Origin of the sequence: Corynebacterium glyciniphilum AJ 3170 (assembly GCF_000626675.1) — a bacterium.
Taxonomy (GTDB): Bacteria; Actinomycetota; Actinomycetes; order Mycobacteriales; family Mycobacteriaceae; genus Corynebacterium; species Corynebacterium glyciniphilum.
Map to the genome: position 1 here is coordinate 336,590 of NZ_CP006842.1, position 18,025 is coordinate 354,614.

Genomic DNA, 18,025 nt, shown 5'->3' on the forward strand with positions numbered 1-18,025 from the left:
CATGACCAACCGCACGCTCCCATCCGATCTGACTGACCTGCTTGCCGCGCAGGTGGGTGAGGTCGACAGCACCTTCGATGTCGAGGATCCCGCCACCGGTGAGGTGCTCGTCACTGTCCCTGACCGTTCCGCCGCCGACGCTCTTGACGCCCTCGGCCGGGCCGTGGACGCCCAGAAGATCTGGGAGAAAGTCCCCCCGCAGCGTCGGGCGGACGTCATCACCCGCGTCTTCGAGATCATCAATGAACGCTCCGAGGACTTCGCCACCGCCATGACCCTGGAGATGGGTAAGCCCCTCGCCGAGGCCCGCGGCGAGGTCACCTACGGCAACAGCTACTTCCGGTGGTTCGCCGGGGAAGCCGTCCGTATCCCGGGACGGTTCACACAGGCTCCTGCCGGGAACGGACACATCCTCGTCTCCAAGCACCCCGTGGGCCCCGTCCTTGCGATCACTCCGTGGAATTTCCCGCTGGCGATGGCTACCCGCAAGATCGCCCCGGCACTGGCCGCCGGCTGTCCCGTGGTGGTCAAGCCGGCGAAGGAGACCCCGCTGACGATGATCCTCGTGGGTGAGGTCATCCGGCAGGCTCTCGACGAGATCAGCGACGAGTTCGGGGACCTTTCCGGCCTGGTCACCATCGTTCCGTCGACCCACTCCGGCGCGATTTCCGAGACCCTCATGGCTGACGACCGGTTGCGTAAGGTCACCTTCACCGGGTCCACGCCGGTCGGGGCAACTCTGGTCCGCCAGTCCGCAGACCAGCTGCTGCGTACCTCGATGGAACTCGGCGGTAACGCGCCCTTCGTTATCGCCGCCGATGCTGACCTTGACCTCGCTCTCTCCGGAGCGATGGCGGCGAAGATGCGCAACGGTGGTGAGGCATGCATCGCCGCGAACCGGTTCCTCGTCGATGCGTCCGTCGCTGAGGAATTCACCGAGCGGCTCACCGAATCGATGTCGCAGGTCACCATGGGTCACGGCATGGACGAGGGCACGACCCTCGGCCCGATGATCACGGCGAAGCAGCGCGACGGTATCGCCGACCTCGTCTCCGAGGCCGTCGATGCCGGAGCGACGGTCACCACCGGTGGCGAGGTGCCGGACGGTCCAGGGCACTTCTACCCGGCGACCGTCCTGAAGGACGTCCCGAAGGATGCCCGGATCCTTCGTGAGGAGATCTTCGGCCCCGTTGCCACGGTCACTACCTTCGGCACCCTGGAGGAGGGTGTGGCCATGGCGAACGACACTGAGTTCGGCCTGGCTGCCTACGGTTTCGCCAGTTCCCTGGAGAATGCCCAGTATTTGGCCGCGAACCTCGAAGCCGGCATGGTCGGCATCAACCGGGGCGCGATCTCTGATGCTGCGGCGCCTTTCGGCGGCGTGAAGCAGTCCGGCTTCGGACGGGAAGGCGGCAGTGAGGGCATCGAGGAGTACCTGGAGGCGCGGTACATCGCGTTGAACTGAGGTCGGCGCCGCGTTTTCCGGCATATGACACCGGGCCTGGTGGCCGTGAGTTGACCTGACTCACGGCCACCAGGCTCGGTGTCATATCTGGTGTGAGGGCACGTCTCTTCGGTTAGTGATGAGGAACTATTGCTGACTAAGCGTTTATTCGCTAAGATACTTTGCGACCACCATTCGACGGAGAGAGTAGCCATGTCTGACGCGTCCACCGACCACCCGTACAGCCCCGCGAAACGGGCGGGCGATCACATCTACGTGTCCGGGGCATTGTCAGTCGATGCTGACTACCGTCCGGTTTCAGGCCGCAGAGAGCCGCTGGACGCTGCGCTGCAGCGCATGACCGAGCGGTTGGCCACTGCCGGTGGGCGCCCTGATGATGTCGTGAAACTGACCTATTACGTCACTGACCTGTCGCTCCGGGAAGAGGCCAACCAGCAGTTCCGCGAGAACTTTGCTGCCACTGGAGCTGCCAGGACCTTCCTCGAGGTCTCCAGGCTTCCTTACGGTGCTTCCGTCGAGATTGATGCTATTGCCGTGACTTCGGAAGGCGGCGAATGAAGTCTGAGGGGGTGGTGGACTATGTCGATCACATTGTCGACCAGTGGGGTGTTGTCGACCCCGACCTCGACGTCAGTCCTCTCGAAGTATTCGGCCGTCTGCACCGGACCTACCTGCTTTACAGCCACATCATCAGTGAGACGTTCGAGGAGTACGGCATCAACCAGGCTGGCTTTGATGTTCTGGCGTCACTGAAGAGGGCGGGGAAGGGGGCTTCTCTCACGCCTTCACAACTGTCGGAACAGGCGTTGGTTACTTCTGGTGGGGTTTCCCTGCGGCTCAATCGGCTCGAGGACGCGGGGCTCGTGGAGAGGATACGCGGGCGTAAGGACCGTCGAGCTGTGAGTGTGCGACTCACGGAGTCGGGCGAGGAACTGATTGCGCGGGTGTCACGCCGGCATTTCGCCAGGGAGGCGGAACTGCTTGAGGGGCTGGACGGCGTAGACCGCCAGCAACTGGCCGAACTGCTCCGCAAGCTTTTCGTGTCGCTTGACGGGGACGGGGACGAGCAGACGGGCTGAACTTTCACCCGTAGCCTATCCGGTCGTCCGATGACCGTCTGGGCGCTTCATCGTGAACTTGTGCTCAGCATCGAGACCGAAGTAGTCACCCGGTCCGCCCGCACGTAGGACGGGTTTCGCCAGTGCAGTCTGGTAGATCCCGTCGACGAGTAGCTCCCGGGCGATGTGGACGCCGACAACTTCGCCGAAGACTACGCGGGTCTCCGTGACTGTGCCGGTCAGAGTCTGGAGGGGGACGACCTGTGTGGTCCGGCATTCGAAGACGACAGGGGACTCGACGACGTGGGGTGCACGCACGATTCGTGAGGTGCCGGGCGTCAGCCCGGACAGTGTGAATTCATCGACGTCCGGAGGAACTGCTGCCGAGGTGGTGTTCATCGCCGAGGCAAGACCGTCCGTCACGAGGTTCCAGCAGAACTCCCCCGTGGTTTCCGCATTGGCGAGGGTGTCTTTAGGGCCGTTGCTCGCGAAGCCGATGATCGGCGGTTCGTAGTTGAAAGCGTTGAAGAAGCTGAATGGCGCGAGGTTGAGGACGCCGTCGGTTGACTGGCTGGAAATCCAGCCGATCGGCCGCGGCGCGATGATCGCGTTGAAAGGTGAGTGGGGGAGCCCGGTGCAGGATCCTGGTTCATAAAAATGGGTGTCACGGACCGCGTCGGACGAGCTGTCTGTCATCGCCTGTGCTTTCGTTATCGACCCTGGACGCCTGGTACCTGCACTGAGCAACGGCGCCAGCGGAGTTTACGTCTACCGACAGTCGCATTCTACAGTCCGGTGTCTGCGGACACGGACGGCCGTTGTTGTGCCCGGTGAGCTGGTGTATTTCCAGATCGGCGGGTACGGACCCGGCGTTGCCCAGATGGATGACGTCGAATCGGGGGTGGAAGAAGGGGGTGATTCCCGACGGCGGGGCAAATATTTCTTTCCGGTTAACATCTTAGCGCTGAACAGTACTTCTTAGGGGGAGCTGACCCTAAGAAGGTGATTCTGTCGGGGGAATATCTCGCCGCGGCTATTGAGTGCTGTCAGTTACACCAATAACATTGCGCAAAATAGTAAAGCGGTAAGTAATCAAGCTGATCTAAGAGGAGCTGACCACGTGACCACCACGACCGAGAGGACGAGCCAGGGGACGGCCCAAGGCGCACAACCCCTCACAGCTCCGCTCGTCACTGATGCGCTCCGGCTGGGCGGTGATTGGGTCACCGGCGACGGCGGTTCGTTCACGGTCACTGACCCGGCTACGGGGCAGGCCGTACAGACGATTCACCAGATCTCCGCGGACCAGGCCACGCAGGCCATTGATGCGGCTTCCGAGGCCTTCCTGTACTCCGGGTGGAAGGAACTGTTGCCGCATGAGCGCGGTGGTTATCTCCGCACGATCGCGGACCTCATGGTGGATAACCTGGATCGGTTGGCCACTATCCAGACACTGAATACCGGCAAGACCCTGTCGGAAACCCGCAAGCTCGTCGCCAGTGCTGCCGGTACGTTCCGCTACTACGCGTCGGCTGTGGAATCCCGCGAGGAGCCCGTCACCCCACGACGTGGCCCGTGGCAGACGGTGAGCGTTCTTGAACCGCTCGGGGTCGTCGCGGCGATCACCCCCTGGAACTCCCCGGTCGCCTCGGACGCACAGAAGATCGCGCCTGCACTTGCGGCAGGAAACGCTGTCGTCCTCAAACCAGCGGAGTGGACACCGCTCGTTGCGATGGCGCTGATGGAACTCGTGGTGGAGTCCGGTTTACCGGAAGGCCTGGTCACGGTGCTACCAGGGAAGAGCTCAGTGATCGGTGACGCCATCACCGGCCACCCTGCGGTTGCCAAGATCTCCTTCACCGGTGGCACCTCCGCAGGCAAGTTGATCGCGCACCAGGCGGCTGAGCGCCTTATCCCGACGACACTGGAGCTCGGTGGAAAATCCCCGACAATCGTCTGCGAGGACGCGGACATCGAACAGGCTCTCCAAGGTGTCCTGTTCGGTATCTTCTCGTCGAGCGGGCAGAGCTGTATCGCGGGATCACGACTCTTTGTCCACCAGTCCATCTACCGGGACTTTGTCGACGAACTCGTCCGTCGCACTCGTGCCCTGCACATTGGCCCGGGAGTCGACCCGGACACGGATGTCGGCCCGCTCGTGCACCGTAGACATCGGGAGTCCGTGGCCTGGTACGTGGACAGGGCACGCAGCGAGGGCGGCGCCATCCTGTGCGGCGGGAAAGCCCCTGACGATCCGGCACTTGCCGCCGGTACGTACTACGAACCCACCGTCATCGAGGGACTCGGCAATTCCAGCGCCACCTGCCAGGAGGAAATCTTCGGTCCGGTCCTCGTCTGCCTTCCCTACGAGAATGACGACGATCTCATCGCTCAAGCCAACGACACTGTCTACGGCCTCGCGGTCGGCATCTGGACGCCCGACTTCCTCCGCGCGCACCGGCTCGCCGGCGCGATCGACGCCGGCACCGTCTGGATCAACACCTACAAGCAGTTCAGCATCTCCACCCCGTTCTCCGGGTTCAAGGATTCCGGGCTGGGGGTGGACAAGGGAATGGACGGGCTCGCCGAGTACTCGAAACGGAAGAGTCTCTACTGGGGGCTCGAATCGACCCCCATGACCTGGGGAAAGCACTGAGTGACCAATCACCACAAAAGGAGACATCATGACTACCGCCTATCAACCACCCATCGCGCAGTTGCGAAAGGTCCGCTTCGTCGAGCTGCGCACCAGCGCACTCTCCGACTCCGCCGACTTCTACTCGGGCGCATGGGGACTCGACGTCGTTGAACAGGAGGAGGGGAGCTCCTGGCTCCGGGGAACTGGGTCCGAACACCACATCCTTCAGCTGACCGATGCTCCGAAGAACGGTCTGGGACGTATCTGCTTTGCCGTCGGAACTCCGGCCGAGGTCGACGAGGCTGCCCGCCGTCTCGAAGCGAGGAACATCCCGATCGTCTTCGGTCCCGGTCCTGCGGACAACGCAGGCGCAGGGTACAGCGTCAGTTTCCTCGATCCCGAGGGCCGCCTCATCGAGTTGCTCGCCGACTTCTGGGCTGTGCCGGAGAGGTACACCAGCGACGCGATCCCCAAGAACATCGCGCACGTCGTGCTCAACACCGCCGATATCGACAAATCCGTGGACTTCTACCGCGATGTCCTGGGTATGAGGGTATCCGACTGGTCGGAGCATCAGATGGCCTTCATGCGATGCAACACCGACCACCACTCCATCGCCTTCAATCAGGCGGAGTGGGCGTCCGTCAACCATGTTGCCTACGAGATGCCGACCGTCAACGACTTCATGCGCGGCATCGGCAGGCTTAAGCAGACCGGTGTGACCCCACTGTGGGGTCCCGGGCGGCACGGTCCCGGGGACAACACCTTCTCCTATTTCGGTGATCCGGCAGGGCTGGTCTGCGAGTACACCTCCGAGATTGCCCAGATCGACGAGGACCAGTGGTTGTGCAAGGTGTGGCGCCGGACACCGGAACTGTCCGACACCTGGGGCACCGCCGGCCCACCGAGCAAAGACGTCCGCTCCCACATGGCCGGCGTCCCCGACGAGGGTTCCTTCCACCTGCTTCCAGCGGACAAAGCCAGTTGACGAAAGGATGACGATGATGACCACACATTCGGGTCCCTCCGTGAGGGAAGGCCCCCTCGGGATCCATCTCACGGAAACCGGTGACGGAATCCCCCTGTTCATGCTCCACGGTATCGGGAGCTCCGGCGACGTGTTCCACGGCCAACTTCCCCTGCTGTCTGATGAACACCGTGTCGTCACCTGGGATGCGCCGGGATATGGGCGGTCGGATGACCCTGACAAGCCCATGACCATGGATGACTTCGCCGATGCCGCCGCTGAGTGCATCAGGGCATGTTTCACCGACGGTGCCCACGTCGTCGGAATGTCCTGGGGTGGCGTCATCGCCACACGGCTCGCACTGCGCCATCCTGATCTGGTCCGGGGCCTGATCCTGGGCTCCTCGACAGTCGGTTCCGGAACCAGTGCGGAACAGGCTGAGAGCATGCGCACGAGGCCCGACGATATCGAGCGCGCCGGTGTGGAGGCGTTCGCCCGGCAACGGGCGGTCCGCCTCGTCTCCCCGGAAGCCAGCGAGATGATCAGAAGTCGCGCGGTGTCCCTCATGGCGAACTCGATCCGTCTCCCCGGTTACCGGTACGCCGCCGAATCCATGGCGACGACCGACAACACCGACGATCTCGCTGGAATCACCAGCCCCACCCTCGTCCTGTGGGGTGAGAAGGACACCGTCACCGGACGGAAGGCGGCGGTCCCGCTCATCGCCGGGATCCCCGGGGCAGTCGGGGTGGAAATCCGCGACGCCGGACACCTCGCCAACCTCGAAGCACCGGAGAGCTTCACCACCTGGGTCTCCTCGTTCGCTCTTATCGCTGAGCGAATGCGGGAATCCGAAAAATACCGCAAGTCAACCCCACTCGCTGCTGCAACTCCGTAACGGCGAACCATCAGAAAGGGCTCAAGACCATGACCTCCACCGCAGAACTCACCTACGACAACTCGAATCTCGAGGAGTTCACTGACTCGCTCGTGCTCACGCGTGATTCCCGCTATGAAGACTGGGACACTCTCAATTTCCAGACGAAGGCGGGCGACCAGTTTGCCCGCGCCCAGATCCGCTACGTCGGCTCCGGTGCCACCGGTAACCACGACACTGACTCCCGGACGATCCAGTCCCGCGGGTTCACTTTCTCGAATATGCTGCTTCCGGCCGGTGCCGAGGGGCCCGAGCACACCCACAATGACGTTGAAGAGGCGTTCTTCGTCCTCGAGGGTGAGGTTGACGTCAGCGTCCACCGCGGTACCGACGTCGTGACCCGCACCCTGGGGTACCGGGACATGATCGTCGTCCCTGCCGGTGTGCCCCGCAGCCTGAAGAACAACACGGATAAGCCGGCCCTCTTCTGCGTCATCATCGGTGCACAGAAGCCGGAGATCCCCACGTACCCCGAGACATCCGCAATGTACGGGATCACCAGGGACTGAGAACGATGACGATTCCACGGACACTTCTCGTCACCGGAGCGGGGCGAGGCCTCGGACGGACAATCGCCCTGGATCTCGCCCGGTGCGGCTGGCATCTCTGGGTCGCCGATATACGGCAGGACGCAGTGGAAGACACTGCACGCCGGATTATCAACGCAGGAGGGTCAGCATCCCCAGTGGCCGTGGATATCTCGGACCCGGAGTCGGTCGGGGAACTCGGCAAAGATCTGAAGGAAGCGGGACCACTTCACGGTCTCGTGAATTGCGCGGCACTGGCGGACGGAGTCGGCGGCTCTCCGGTACACGAGATTCCCATCGAAGACTGGGACCGCGTCGTGTCGGTGAACCTGCGGGGCACTTTCCTCATGACCCGGACCGTCGCACCGCTGATCATCGAGGCAGGTGGCGGTTCTATCGTCAACATCGGCTCAGACGCTGCAACGAACGGCTCCGCGAATCTCGCACACTACATAGCGTCCAAGGGTGGGCTCGCAGCTCTCACCCGCGCCAGCGCCACCGACCTCGGGCCGTACGGCATCACCGTGAATACCGTCTCGCCGGGGCTCACACACTCGGAGTCTGCTCTGAAGGTGCCGGAAAAGCGTCACGAGGAGTATCGCCGTCAACGTGCACTGCTCCGAGACCAGGAACCCAATGACATCACCGGTGTCGTACGGCTTCTTCTCGATGACCAGGGAAGTTTTATTACCGGCCAGGAAATTCTCGTCAATGGTGGATTTGTCTTCCGCTGAAGCTCCGGCGGCTACCCGAAACAAAGAAAGGAGGGACAGACAATGGACCTGAATCTCAGCGGAAAGACGTTTGTAGTGACGGGAGGGAGTTCCGGCATAGGACTCGCGACCGTCGATGTTCTGACCAGGGAAGGCGCGAATGTCGTCACCTGTGCCCGGAACCTCGAGAATCTGCGGCGCGCCCTTCCCACCCTGTCGAGACCTGACCTGGTGACCGCCGTTGAGTGTGATGTGCGTTCGGAAAACGACATGCGCGCGATGGCGGACAAAGTCAGTGAGCGGTTCGGGATCCTCGACGGTGTGGTGAACAACGCCGGCGGGTCCCGGATGGTTCCGCTTTCTGACATGACCCCGGCGGACTGGCAGGACGAACTCTCGCTCAAGTTCACCCCGGTGCTCCACAGCGTTGCACACCTGATTCCGCTCATGGCGGAGGCGGAGGCTCCGGCAATGGTCAACCTCAACGCTGTGCTCGCCCGCCAACCAGAACCTGCGCTCGCCGCGACCTCCGCTGCGCGTGCCGGGCTACTGAACCTCACGAAATCTCTCTCCCAGAGTCTGGCGGCTGATCGTATCCGTGTGAACTCAGTCTGCCTCGGTCTTATCGACACCGGCCAATGGCGGCGTCGTTTTGAACAGATGAGTGACTACCCCAGTTACGAGGCGTTCTCCCACGAGGTCGCCAATGACCGGGGCATCGTCCTCGGACGCTTCGGACGGGCCGACGAGGTCGCGCCCGTCATCTCATTTCTGTTGTCCCCCTGCGCGTCCTATATCACTGGCGCCACGATCGATGTCGCCGGAGGAGTAAATCGATATGTCTGATTCAACGTCCCCGACCACATACCGCAACGGTGGTGAGCTCCTGTCCGACGTCTTGGCTGATGCCGGGGTGGACACCGTGTTCGGTGTCATCTCCGTCCACAATCTCCCTCTGGTGGAAGAAGTGTCCCGCCGGCTCCGGTTCGTCCCCGTCCGCCATGAAGCCTCGGCAGTCAACGCCGCGGACGGTTACGCCCGTGCCAGCGGCACCATCGGATGCGCACTGACCAGCACGGGTACCGGAGCCGGCAATGCAGCGGGATCACTGATCGAATCACTGAGTTCGGCGACCTCGGTCCTTCACATCACCGGCCAGATCCAGAGCCGTTACCTGGGATCGGGTCGGGGTTTCATCCACGAAACTCGGGACCAGAAAGGCATGCTGGATGCCGTCTCCCGTGCCGCCTACACGATTACCAGCGCTGATGAAGCAGCCTCCGTCCTGCGCAATGCGGCCTGCCTGGCAGCGGATGCGGTCGGCGGCCCTGTCAGTGTGGAGTGGCCGATCGATCTGCAGTTTGCCGCGACGAGTGACCCGGGGACCCCACGAGAGGACCTGCTCACCCCGGTCAGTACCCGCAACCCTGCCGACGCCGATCTCGACCGTATGCTCGCACTGCTCTCCTCCGCCCGTCGTCCCCTGCTGTGGCTCGGCGGTGGAGCTACCGGTCGCGATGCCCGCCGTCTCGTCACCCGGTTGTGCGAGTCATGGGGTGCGGGTGTACTCACCAGCAACTCTGGGCGCGGAGCGATCCCCGAGGACCATGATCTGTGTGTCGGGAACTACGCATCAAGTCCCGTCGGGCGTGCACTGCTCAGCCAGGCGGACTGCCTCCTGACCATCGGAACCCACTTCCGGTCCAACGAAACCTCAGATTATTCAGTGGAGATGCCGACCATCCACATCCAGGTTGACCAGGATGAGGACGCCATCGGACGCGTGTATCCGGCGACCGCCGGTGTGCACGGTGACGCGGCGGCCGTCCTTGACTACCTCGTCGAGAACCGGGGCAAGCTCCGGTCAGACAAGGAGTGGCGGGGCCGCGTCGTGGCAGCACGGCAGGAGTGTCGCAGTCGCCAGCGCACTGCGATCGGTGCGCACGCAGAATTCGTTGACGCGATTCGCGAGGTCGTTCCGGCGGAGTCGCCGATCGCCCGCGACGTCACTATCGCGTCCAGTTCCTGGGGCAACCGGCTGCTGCCTATGCCCGCCCCGGAGGTCAATATCTTTCCCCGCGGCGGTGGCATTGGGCAGGGTCTGGGGATGGCTATCGGGGCTGCGGCCGCTGTTCCCGACCAACCCGCCGTCGCCATCTGTGGTGACGGGGGTCTGGCTGTACACCTGGGCGAGATCCTGACCTTGGCACAGGAGAATCCCTGGCTGATTCTTCTGGTGTTCAACGACGCTGGTTACGGAGTGCTGCGAAACATGCAGGACTCCATGGGCAATGAACGCGCCGGGGTCGACCTGACCACACCTGATTTCAGGATGCTTTCCGCGTCCTGCGGACTTGACTACGCCCGGATCAGCTCACCGGACGAGGTCCGTGAGGTCCTGCGTGACGCCGTGGCACTGAAATCTGCCGTCGTCGTCGAGGTCGATCTCGCATCCTACGGGGACATGCCGTCGCCGTTCACCCCGCCGGTCACCGTCCCCGATAACGAGTCGGCGGAGGTGGACGACGATGAGTGACCTGTGCACGATTCCTGTGATGATTCGCTCGATGCGGGTCGAAGCTGAGGGAGTGCTCTCCCTGGAGCTGATCCGGACAGACGGCAGTGACCTGCCGGAGTGGACGCCGGGCGCACACGTCGACGTCGCGGTCGGCGACGGTCTGATCCGCCAGTACTCCCTGTGCAGCGACCCGGCCGACACCAGTCACTACAGGATCGGCGTCCTCAGGGAAGTGGTGGGCCGGGGTGGCTCCCGCCATGTCCACGACGTCCTGCGTCCCGGACATGAGGTGATGATGTCCGAACCCAGGAACAATTTCGAGGTCAGCGACAACGGTAAGCCCCTGACCCTCATCGCCGGCGGGATCGGAATCACCCCGATCCTCGCCATGGCGCGGGCCGCTGCCACCACCGGCCGGGAGTTCCGTCTCTACTACGGCGGACGCAGCCGGGCCTCGATGGCGTTCCTTGATGAGCTCGCCGACCTGTCCGGAGAGCTCACCGTCACCTCCGATGACCGGGAAGGTGTTCTCGACCTCGACACCATCCTCGACGGCGCGGACAGCGGAGAGCGGGAAGTGTACGTCTGCGGCCCCGGTGGTCTCCTCGACGCCGTCGAGAAGAGGGCGGACGGCTGGCCTGCCGGCACCTTCCACTGTGAACGTTTTGTCGCCAGGACGATCGAGCCGCCGCCCGAGGGCGAGCGTGAGTTCACGGTCCGCTGCATCGACAGTGACGTGGAGGTGAACGTTCCGGTCGGTTGCACCATCATGGAGCAACTCGAAGCCGCTGGCATCGACGTCCCTCACTCTTGCCGGGAGGGGACCTGCGGAACCTGCGAAACCGACATCATTGCCGGTATCCCCGACCACAGGGACTCTTTGCTGTCGTCGGAAGAGAGGGAATCCGGGGAGACGATGCTCATCTGCGTGTCCCGGGCCAAAACCGACGTCCTTGAACTCGAGATCTGACAAACCATCCACATCTGTCACTCCCACCACCCACCACCAACCTGAAAAGGACTTCACGGCTATGACCCGATATCTCGAACCGACACAGGCCCGGGACGGCGCACCGTCCAACTATGAACTGCAGCTGGCGCACGCCGTCGAGCGCCTGTTCGCTGCCGGCTCCGATTCGCCCAAATCCCTGGCAGAAGGACTCAACGACGCTGATGTCCCAGGCCCGGGCGGCGCTCCGTGGACTGCGGAGAGTTTCCGAAACGAAATGGCACGACTGGGAGAGTGAATGACCAATGGCCAACTACTACAGCCCCGAAATTTCCGAGGACTTCCTGTACCGGAACGGTCTCCGCGACCGCTGGTACGCGGTGTGCCCGTCCTCCTTCATCCAGCCGGGACGAATTGAGAAGCTCCGCCGGCTCGGACAGGACTGGATCCTGTACCGCGATACCGCTGGAAAAGTGAGCATGTTGGAGGACCGGTGCCCCCACCGTGGTGCTCCGCTGAGCCAGGCCACCCATCTGGGCGACCGGGTCGGATGCAAGTACCACGGCGTCCAGGTTGACGGCACCGGAACTGTGCGGGCCGTGCCAGGCATGCCGGGATGCGAGATCGAAGGACAGCGCCTGGTGACCGCTCCGGTTGTCCGGGAACTCGCGGGTGCGGTCTTCGCATGGTTCGGTACTGACGCCGACGCGGAACCCGCCGAACTGACCTTCCCGGACCCGCTCACCGACGACGGGATCTCCTCTTTCCTGTGCTACGCCGAGTGGGACTGCAACTGGCGCTTCGGCCTGGAGAACCTGCTTGACCCGATGCACGGAACGTTCCTCCACCATGACTCACACTCGATGTCGGAGGGCGATACGAAGGCGAAGTTCCAGATCCGCGAGTCTGACCGGGGGTTCTTCTTCGAGAAGACCGATCAGGTCGGCGTGAATTTCGACTGGGTGGAACTGTGTGACACCGGTGCCGACTGGGTGGACCTTTCCATCCCGTATCCGCCGTCGGCCGGCCCCGGTGGTGCCTTCGGCATCGTCGGCATGGTCATCCCGATCGACGCGACCAGCTGTGGAGTGTTCTTCTGGCGTTACCGGAAGGTGTCGGGTTGGCTCCGCGACACCTGGCGCTTCCTGTACAAGACCACCCTGGAGCCGCGGCACTGGGAGGTGCTCGAGCAGGACCGGGTCATGCTTGAAGGGATGGCGCCAGACGCCGATGCCGCCGAGAACCTGTATCAGCACGATCTCGGGGTGATGCGGATCCGCCGGTTGTTCCGGAAACAGGCGAAGCGGCAGGCGAAGGCCATGGCAGACAGCGGCCCGTCCAGCGGCGCACGCACGAGGCCTACCGGGACCCGGAATACGACCGAAGTAAAAGCTGCAACCGCTTAACAGGGCAACCGGCGGATGACGACACCACCGGTTCCTGCAGACTCAAGGAGAAGAGAATGAAGACAGCAATCGCAGGTGGTGGTGTGGGCGGACTCGCGCTGGCACTGGGCCTGATTCAACGCGGCGTGGACGTCGCGGTGTACGAACAGGCTCCGGAGTTCGGTCAGGTCGGCGCGGACGTAAACCTGACGCCGAATTCGACACGCGCTCTCGACGGACTGCACACCGAGGTCGGTGCCACGCTCCGGACCACCGGTGCCCGGCCTCGGCGACGGTTGAGTCGTCGTTGGGACAGCGGAGAGGTCACGTCGGACCTTCCGATGGGAGATTCGGCGGAGGAACGGTACGGGGCACCACAGTTGACGGTGCACCGTGCCAGCCTGCTTGACGCCCTCCGTGTACTGCTTCCCGATGATGTGCTTCACCTGGGACATCGCCTCGACCATGTCGAGAACCTCGACGACCGTGTGCGACTGCATTTCAGCAGCGGTCAACCGCCCGTCGAGGCCGACGTCCTGGTGGGCGCGGACGGCATCCACTCCGTGGTGCGCGACAGTCTTTTCGGGGAACAGGACGCCGAGTACACCGGACTCGTCGCTTACCGGACGGTTGTCCCGGGCTCCCGACTGCCTGGTGTGCCGAACCTGGACTCGTTCACCAAGTGGTGGGGTCCAGACTCTGAACGGCAACTGGTCACGTTCCCTCTGAACCGTGGACAGGACCTCTTCGTCTTCGCAACGGCCGGTGAGGAGGAATGGACCGCGGAATCATGGACCACCACGGCCAACGCGACTGAGTTCCGTGAGCAGTACGCCGACTTCCATCCCGAGGTGGCTGAGATCCTCGGTGCCTGCGACCAGGTGATGAAGTCTGCACTGAGGGTACGCGATCCGATGCCACGGTGGAGCGACAACCGGGTCACCCTTCTCGGGGACGCGTGTCATCCCATGACACCGTTCATGGCGCAGGGGGCCGGACAGGCAATCGAGGACGCGGTGGTGCTGTGCCGAGCGCTGACTGAAGGCAGCGACGTGTCAGTGCCTGCGCGCCTACGTGCGTACGAGGAGGCCCGCCACGAGCGCACGGCGCGTATCCAGTTGACCTCACGCGCCAACGACTGGCTCAAATCCGGCGACGAGGCCGACTGGTTGTACGACTACGACGCGTGGAACGTCCCACTCGCCCTGCCGACGACAGAGAGGAGCCAACAGTGAAAGTCATACGTGACCCCCTCTCCACTCCCAGCGCAGTCGGCCTCGGCATCGTCGGCGTCGTCGGCAGCGGTCTCGTCGCCGAACTCATCCTGCGGTCCAGTCTCATCACCACCGAAGGGCTGCCGATCCCGAGCCAGGTCATCGGAGGAGCGGTTGACCTCCTGCCCGATACCGGGTTCTGGAGCGAAGTCCTGTTCACCTTGGGGGAGTGGGGGTTGGGGATGCTCCTGGCCTGCATCGCCGGTGTGGTGCTGGGCGGTCTGATGGGCGCCTTCTCTGCCTGGCACACGGCCTTTGAATGGCCGGTGGAAGCGTTCCGCGTGCTGCCGTCGGTCGCCCTGGCGCCGATCCTTGTGCTTCTGGCCGGGCGGGGGATGATGTCCCTGTCTATTGCCGTCGCACTGGCCTGTGTCTGGCCGATCCTGCTCAACACGATGTACGGGGTGCGAGGGGTGGACCCCACGTCAGTGAACACCGCCCGCACCTTCGGCCTCACCAGCATGCAGATCCTGGCGAGGATCAAGATCCCCGCCGCACTCCCTTTCGCGTTCACCGGCATCCGCATTTCGGCGTCCATCGGTCTGCTCGTCGCGGTGTCGGTTGAACTCCTCGTCGGAGACGGGTCGGGTATCGGCGGCTTCATCCTGACCCAGTCGGCGAATGCTGTGAACCTGGACGCGGTCTACGCGGCGACCGTCATTGCCGGCGTCATCGGCGTGATCGTCAATCTGGTGCTCGCGCAGGCCGATTCGCTCCTGTTCGCCTGGAAGAGAGGACTGGAACAATGACCGACCTGACCAACACACACCCTCGAACGCCGGAGAGCTCACACGTCGGGACAGGAACGACGGAGATGCTCCCGGGACGCACAGTTAGCCAGAGCAGTCCGGTTGTGGCGGCCCCGCAGTCGCGGACGCCCGGCGGCCCCCGATCCCGGATGGCCGCTGCGGGGTGGACGGTGCTGCTCCGGCTCAGCGTGCCGATCCTCATCGTCGTCGTCTGGTGGATAGTGTCACTGGGAGAGACCAGCGGCCTTTTCGTCCCTACCCCCTACGAAGCGGTCCAGACATTCTGGAACGAGTTCGTCCTCGGCAATGCCGTGGTGGAACACACTCTTCCAAGTCTCTACCGTGCACTCGTCGGTCTCGCCCTGGCGATCATCATCGGCATCGTTGTCGGTGTGGCGTTGGGAATGTCCACGATCCTCACCGGACTGTTCCAACCACTGGTGCACCTGGGCCGGTCACTGCCGTCCCCCGCACTGCTGGGCGTGTTCTTCATCCTGTTCGGGATCGGGGACGCGCCGAAGATCTTCCTCATCGCGTTCGCCGTGGTGTGGCCCGTTCTGCTCAACACCATCGACGGTGTCGGCGCAGTGGGGGAAACCCGCTCACAGGCAGCGCAGGTCTTCCGTATTCCGGCGTACCGGGTGCTCGTCTTCATCGTCCTCCCCGGCGCTGCGCCCAAGATTTTCGCCGGGATCCGCACCTCCATGTCCTACTCGTTGATCATGATGATCATCTCGGAACTACAGCGTTCGGAGAATGGGTTCGGCTTCCTGCTCATCCAGTCCCAGCGCAACTTCGATTTCGGAACCTTTTTCGCCGTACTGATCATGCTCGTCATCATCGGTGTGGTCTTCAACGTCATCTTCAAGACCATTGAACGCCGCGTCTTGGCGTGGCACAGAGGAGTCACTGCTCAAAATGACTGACACAACTGCGACAACGACAACGGCCACCGTGGCTCCTCCCGAGCTTGAGCTGGACGGACTGTCCAAACGGTACGGCGAGAACCTGGCGGTACGGTCAATCACGGCCACGGTACCTGCCCACAAGATCACCGTGATCGTCGGGCCGTCCGGCTGCGGGAAATCCACGCTGCTGCGGATGATCTCCGGGTTGGAGAAACCCAGCGAGGGTACCGCCGTCTTCGAAGGCGAACAGGTCAGCGGGGTTCCCGAGGGGCTGGCAATGGTCTTTCAGGACTATTCGCGTTCCTTGTTTCCCTGGATGCGCGTTGACAAGAACATCGCATTCCCGATCCGCAGCCTGCCCGCCGAGGAGCGGAGAAGGCGGGTCAGGGAAAGCATCGACGCCGTCGGCCTGGCGGGCAAGGAACAGCTCTATCCGTGGCAGATGTCCGGTGGCATGCAGCAGCGGGTGGCCATCGCCCGCGCTCTCGCCTCGCAGCCGAAGTTGCTGCTGATGGATGAACCATACGCGTCCGTGGACGCCCAGACCCGCGCCGACCTGGAGGACCTGTTGATGACCATCCAGGCCCGGTTGGGGGTCACCGTCCTGGTCGTTACACACGACATCGACGAGAGCGTCTACCTGGCGGATCAGATCGTCGTGCTGTCGAAACCACCGAGTGTCGTGGCAGAGGTGATCGACGTCGGTCTGGAACGTCCACGGGACCACCTGACCACAAAGACCTCGAAGGAGTTCATCGATATCCGTGCGCATGTCACCTCGCTTCTCCGCCCGTCGGCTACGGCGGCGGAGATCCGGCACACCTGATCACACTCGCGACATGCGGATTTCTGTACGTCGCATCGACTTTTGGAGGAAGAATGTTTAAGACAACGAGAGTGGTCGGTGCGATGGGCGCGGCGACTCTTCTGATCACCGCGGCCGCATGTGGAGGAGGAGCGGATTCCTCGACAGGAGGCGCCGGCCCCAACGGTATCGAGCAGGCCGATATCAGTGTCGGTGCGCTGCCGCTTGCTGACTATTCCACGCTGTGGTGGGCCGAAGAGAACGGGTTCTTCGAAGATGAAGGCCTCAACGTTTCCATCGAGGCGGTACAGGGCGGGCCCGTAGGGGCGCAGATGGTTGCCAGCGGTGAGCTTGATTTCACTACGTCGACCACGTTCAACACCGTCAGTGCTACCGACAACGGCATGCCGATCGAAACGGCCGCCCTTGTGAGCGGATCAGCGGACAACTCCATCGCAATGTATGTCAACCCGGATTCTGATATCCAAGGGATTGACGACCTGGATGGAAAAACCATCGGCATCAACAACACCAACAACACTGGTGACGTGACGTTCAATGCGCTCGCAGATTCCCTGGGTGCGGATGTCACACCCACGTTCATCGAGGTTCCTTTCACCGAGATGCTCACCGGTGTCCAGTCTGGGGCGATTGACGTCGGCTACTCACCCGAGCCGTTCCTCAGCGCAGCGTGGGCTGCCGGGATGCGTCAGATCATTGACCTGACTGACGGCCCGAACAACGAGATTGCGACATCGAACATCGTGTCCAGCAAGAGCTTCCTCGACAACAACCCCAACACCGCTTCGGCGTTCGCCCGGGCACTCTACGCCGCGAACGAAGACATCCTGGCGAATGAACAGGCATGGAGAGACTGGATACCCTCCATCGCCAAGATGGACGAGGGAACTGCCCAGGACATACCGATGCCGGTCTTCTTCACTGAGATGGACGAGACGGCGTTGCAGCACATCGCCGACCTGATGATTGAGCAGGACATCATCAGCGAGGACTATGATGCCTCTGAATTCGCATGGACAGCCGACGAGTAACTCTTTTCTTGCACATGCGCGCTCTATCGCGCTGAACTGATCCCTTCGTCGCCTCTCACCCGCGAACGGTGTCGAGCCTG

19 protein-coding genes are annotated in these 18,025 nt (G+C 63.0%); 18 read left to right on the forward strand and 1 reads right to left on the reverse strand.

Translation table 11 applies throughout. The annotated features are described in order from the left end of the window. Position 1: 1 nt before the first annotated feature. The 3 genes from CGLY_RS01565 to CGLY_RS01575 all read left to right on the forward strand — a co-directional run bounded on the left by CGLY_RS01565 (position 2) and on the right by CGLY_RS01575 (position 2,544). On the forward strand, positions 2-1,465 hold the full coding sequence (locus tag CGLY_RS01565; RefSeq protein WP_038545534.1) for an NAD-dependent succinate-semialdehyde dehydrogenase: 1,464 nt from the start codon (positions 2-4) through the stop codon (positions 1,463-1,465). 192 nt (positions 1,466-1,657) lie between these two features. Continuing rightward, positions 1,658-2,023, forward strand: coding sequence for a RidA family protein (locus tag CGLY_RS01570; RefSeq protein ID WP_038545537.1), 366 nt, complete (start codon positions 1,658-1,660; stop codon positions 2,021-2,023). Then, a complete protein-coding gene (locus CGLY_RS01575) occupies positions 2,020-2,544 on the forward strand; it encodes a MarR family winged helix-turn-helix transcriptional regulator (protein ID WP_038545540.1) in 525 nt (174 codons plus the stop codon). The genes CGLY_RS01570 and CGLY_RS01575 overlap by 4 nt, the downstream gene beginning before the upstream one ends. A gap of 15 nt (positions 2,545-2,559) precedes the next feature. Here CGLY_RS01575 and CGLY_RS01580 read toward each other — a convergent pair whose 3' ends face one another. After that, positions 2,560-3,219 (reverse strand): flavin reductase family protein, encoded by a 660-nt coding sequence (locus CGLY_RS01580; RefSeq protein ID WP_038545542.1) that lies wholly within the window; start codon positions 3,217-3,219, stop codon positions 2,560-2,562. A 424-nt stretch (positions 3,220-3,643) separates the two neighbouring features. On the opposite strand from CGLY_RS01580, the gene CGLY_RS01585 reads away from it, so the two are divergent. The 15 genes from CGLY_RS01585 to CGLY_RS01655 all read left to right on the forward strand — a co-directional run bounded on the left by CGLY_RS01585 (position 3,644) and on the right by CGLY_RS01655 (position 17,945). Further along, entirely contained in the window at positions 3,644-5,179 is a 1,536-nt protein-coding gene (locus CGLY_RS01585; RefSeq protein WP_081803729.1) for an aldehyde dehydrogenase, read from the forward strand. Between the two features lie 28 nt (positions 5,180-5,207). Beyond that, positions 5,208-6,149, forward strand: a complete 942-nt coding sequence (locus tag CGLY_RS01590; RefSeq protein ID WP_038545546.1) for a VOC family protein — start codon at positions 5,208-5,210, stop codon at positions 6,147-6,149. A 16-nt stretch (positions 6,150-6,165) separates the two neighbouring features. Further along, complete coding sequence (locus CGLY_RS01595) at positions 6,166-7,026, forward strand: alpha/beta fold hydrolase (RefSeq protein WP_052540550.1); 861 nt, start codon at positions 6,166-6,168, stop codon at positions 7,024-7,026. Positions 7,027-7,055: 29 nt separating this feature from the next. Then, the gene (locus CGLY_RS01600) at positions 7,056-7,574 is read left to right on the forward strand and encodes a cupin domain-containing protein (protein ID WP_038545550.1); all 519 of its coding nucleotides are present in this window, start codon (positions 7,056-7,058) and stop codon (positions 7,572-7,574) included. 5 nt (positions 7,575-7,579) lie between these two features. Continuing rightward, positions 7,580-8,326, forward strand: coding sequence for an SDR family NAD(P)-dependent oxidoreductase (locus tag CGLY_RS01605; RefSeq protein ID WP_038545553.1), 747 nt, complete (start codon positions 7,580-7,582; stop codon positions 8,324-8,326). Positions 8,327-8,368: 42 nt separating this feature from the next. Beyond that, entirely contained in the window at positions 8,369-9,151 is a 783-nt protein-coding gene (locus tag CGLY_RS01610) for an SDR family oxidoreductase (RefSeq protein ID WP_038545556.1), read from the forward strand. Further along, the gene (locus CGLY_RS01615; RefSeq protein WP_052539445.1) at positions 9,144-10,841 is read left to right on the forward strand and encodes a thiamine pyrophosphate-binding protein; all 1,698 of its coding nucleotides are present in this window, start codon (positions 9,144-9,146) and stop codon (positions 10,839-10,841) included. The genes CGLY_RS01610 and CGLY_RS01615 overlap by 8 nt, the downstream gene beginning before the upstream one ends. Further along, complete coding sequence (locus CGLY_RS01620; RefSeq protein ID WP_038545559.1) at positions 10,834-11,793, forward strand: PDR/VanB family oxidoreductase; 960 nt, start codon at positions 10,834-10,836, stop codon at positions 11,791-11,793. The genes CGLY_RS01615 and CGLY_RS01620 overlap by 8 nt, the downstream gene beginning before the upstream one ends. Before the next feature lie 61 nt (positions 11,794-11,854). Further along, positions 11,855-12,070 (forward strand): recombinase-like helix-turn-helix domain-containing protein, encoded by a 216-nt coding sequence (locus tag CGLY_RS01625; protein ID WP_038545562.1) that lies wholly within the window; start codon positions 11,855-11,857, stop codon positions 12,068-12,070. A gap of 7 nt (positions 12,071-12,077) precedes the next feature. Then, positions 12,078-13,178, forward strand: a complete 1,101-nt coding sequence (locus CGLY_RS01630; RefSeq protein WP_081803730.1) for an aromatic ring-hydroxylating oxygenase subunit alpha — start codon at positions 12,078-12,080, stop codon at positions 13,176-13,178. Positions 13,179-13,234: 56 nt separating this feature from the next. Beyond that, positions 13,235-14,392: an FAD-dependent monooxygenase gene (locus CGLY_RS01635; RefSeq protein WP_038545563.1), complete on the forward strand. Its 1,158-nt coding sequence runs from the start codon at positions 13,235-13,237 to the stop codon at positions 14,390-14,392. Then, positions 14,389-15,180, forward strand: coding sequence for an ABC transporter permease (locus CGLY_RS01640; RefSeq protein ID WP_038545565.1), 792 nt, complete (start codon positions 14,389-14,391; stop codon positions 15,178-15,180). The genes CGLY_RS01635 and CGLY_RS01640 overlap by 4 nt, the downstream gene beginning before the upstream one ends. Continuing rightward, positions 15,177-16,106 (forward strand): ABC transporter permease, encoded by a 930-nt coding sequence (locus CGLY_RS01645; protein WP_227590336.1) that lies wholly within the window; start codon positions 15,177-15,179, stop codon positions 16,104-16,106. The genes CGLY_RS01640 and CGLY_RS01645 overlap by 4 nt, the downstream gene beginning before the upstream one ends. After that, complete coding sequence (locus CGLY_RS01650) at positions 16,099-16,914, forward strand: ABC transporter ATP-binding protein (RefSeq protein WP_052539446.1); 816 nt, start codon at positions 16,099-16,101, stop codon at positions 16,912-16,914. Before CGLY_RS01645 ends, CGLY_RS01650 begins: the two co-directional genes overlap by 8 nt. Before the next feature lie 53 nt (positions 16,915-16,967). Beyond that, complete coding sequence (locus tag CGLY_RS01655) at positions 16,968-17,945, forward strand: ABC transporter substrate-binding protein (protein WP_081803731.1); 978 nt, start codon at positions 16,968-16,970, stop codon at positions 17,943-17,945. Positions 17,946-18,025: the final 80 nt, after the last annotated feature.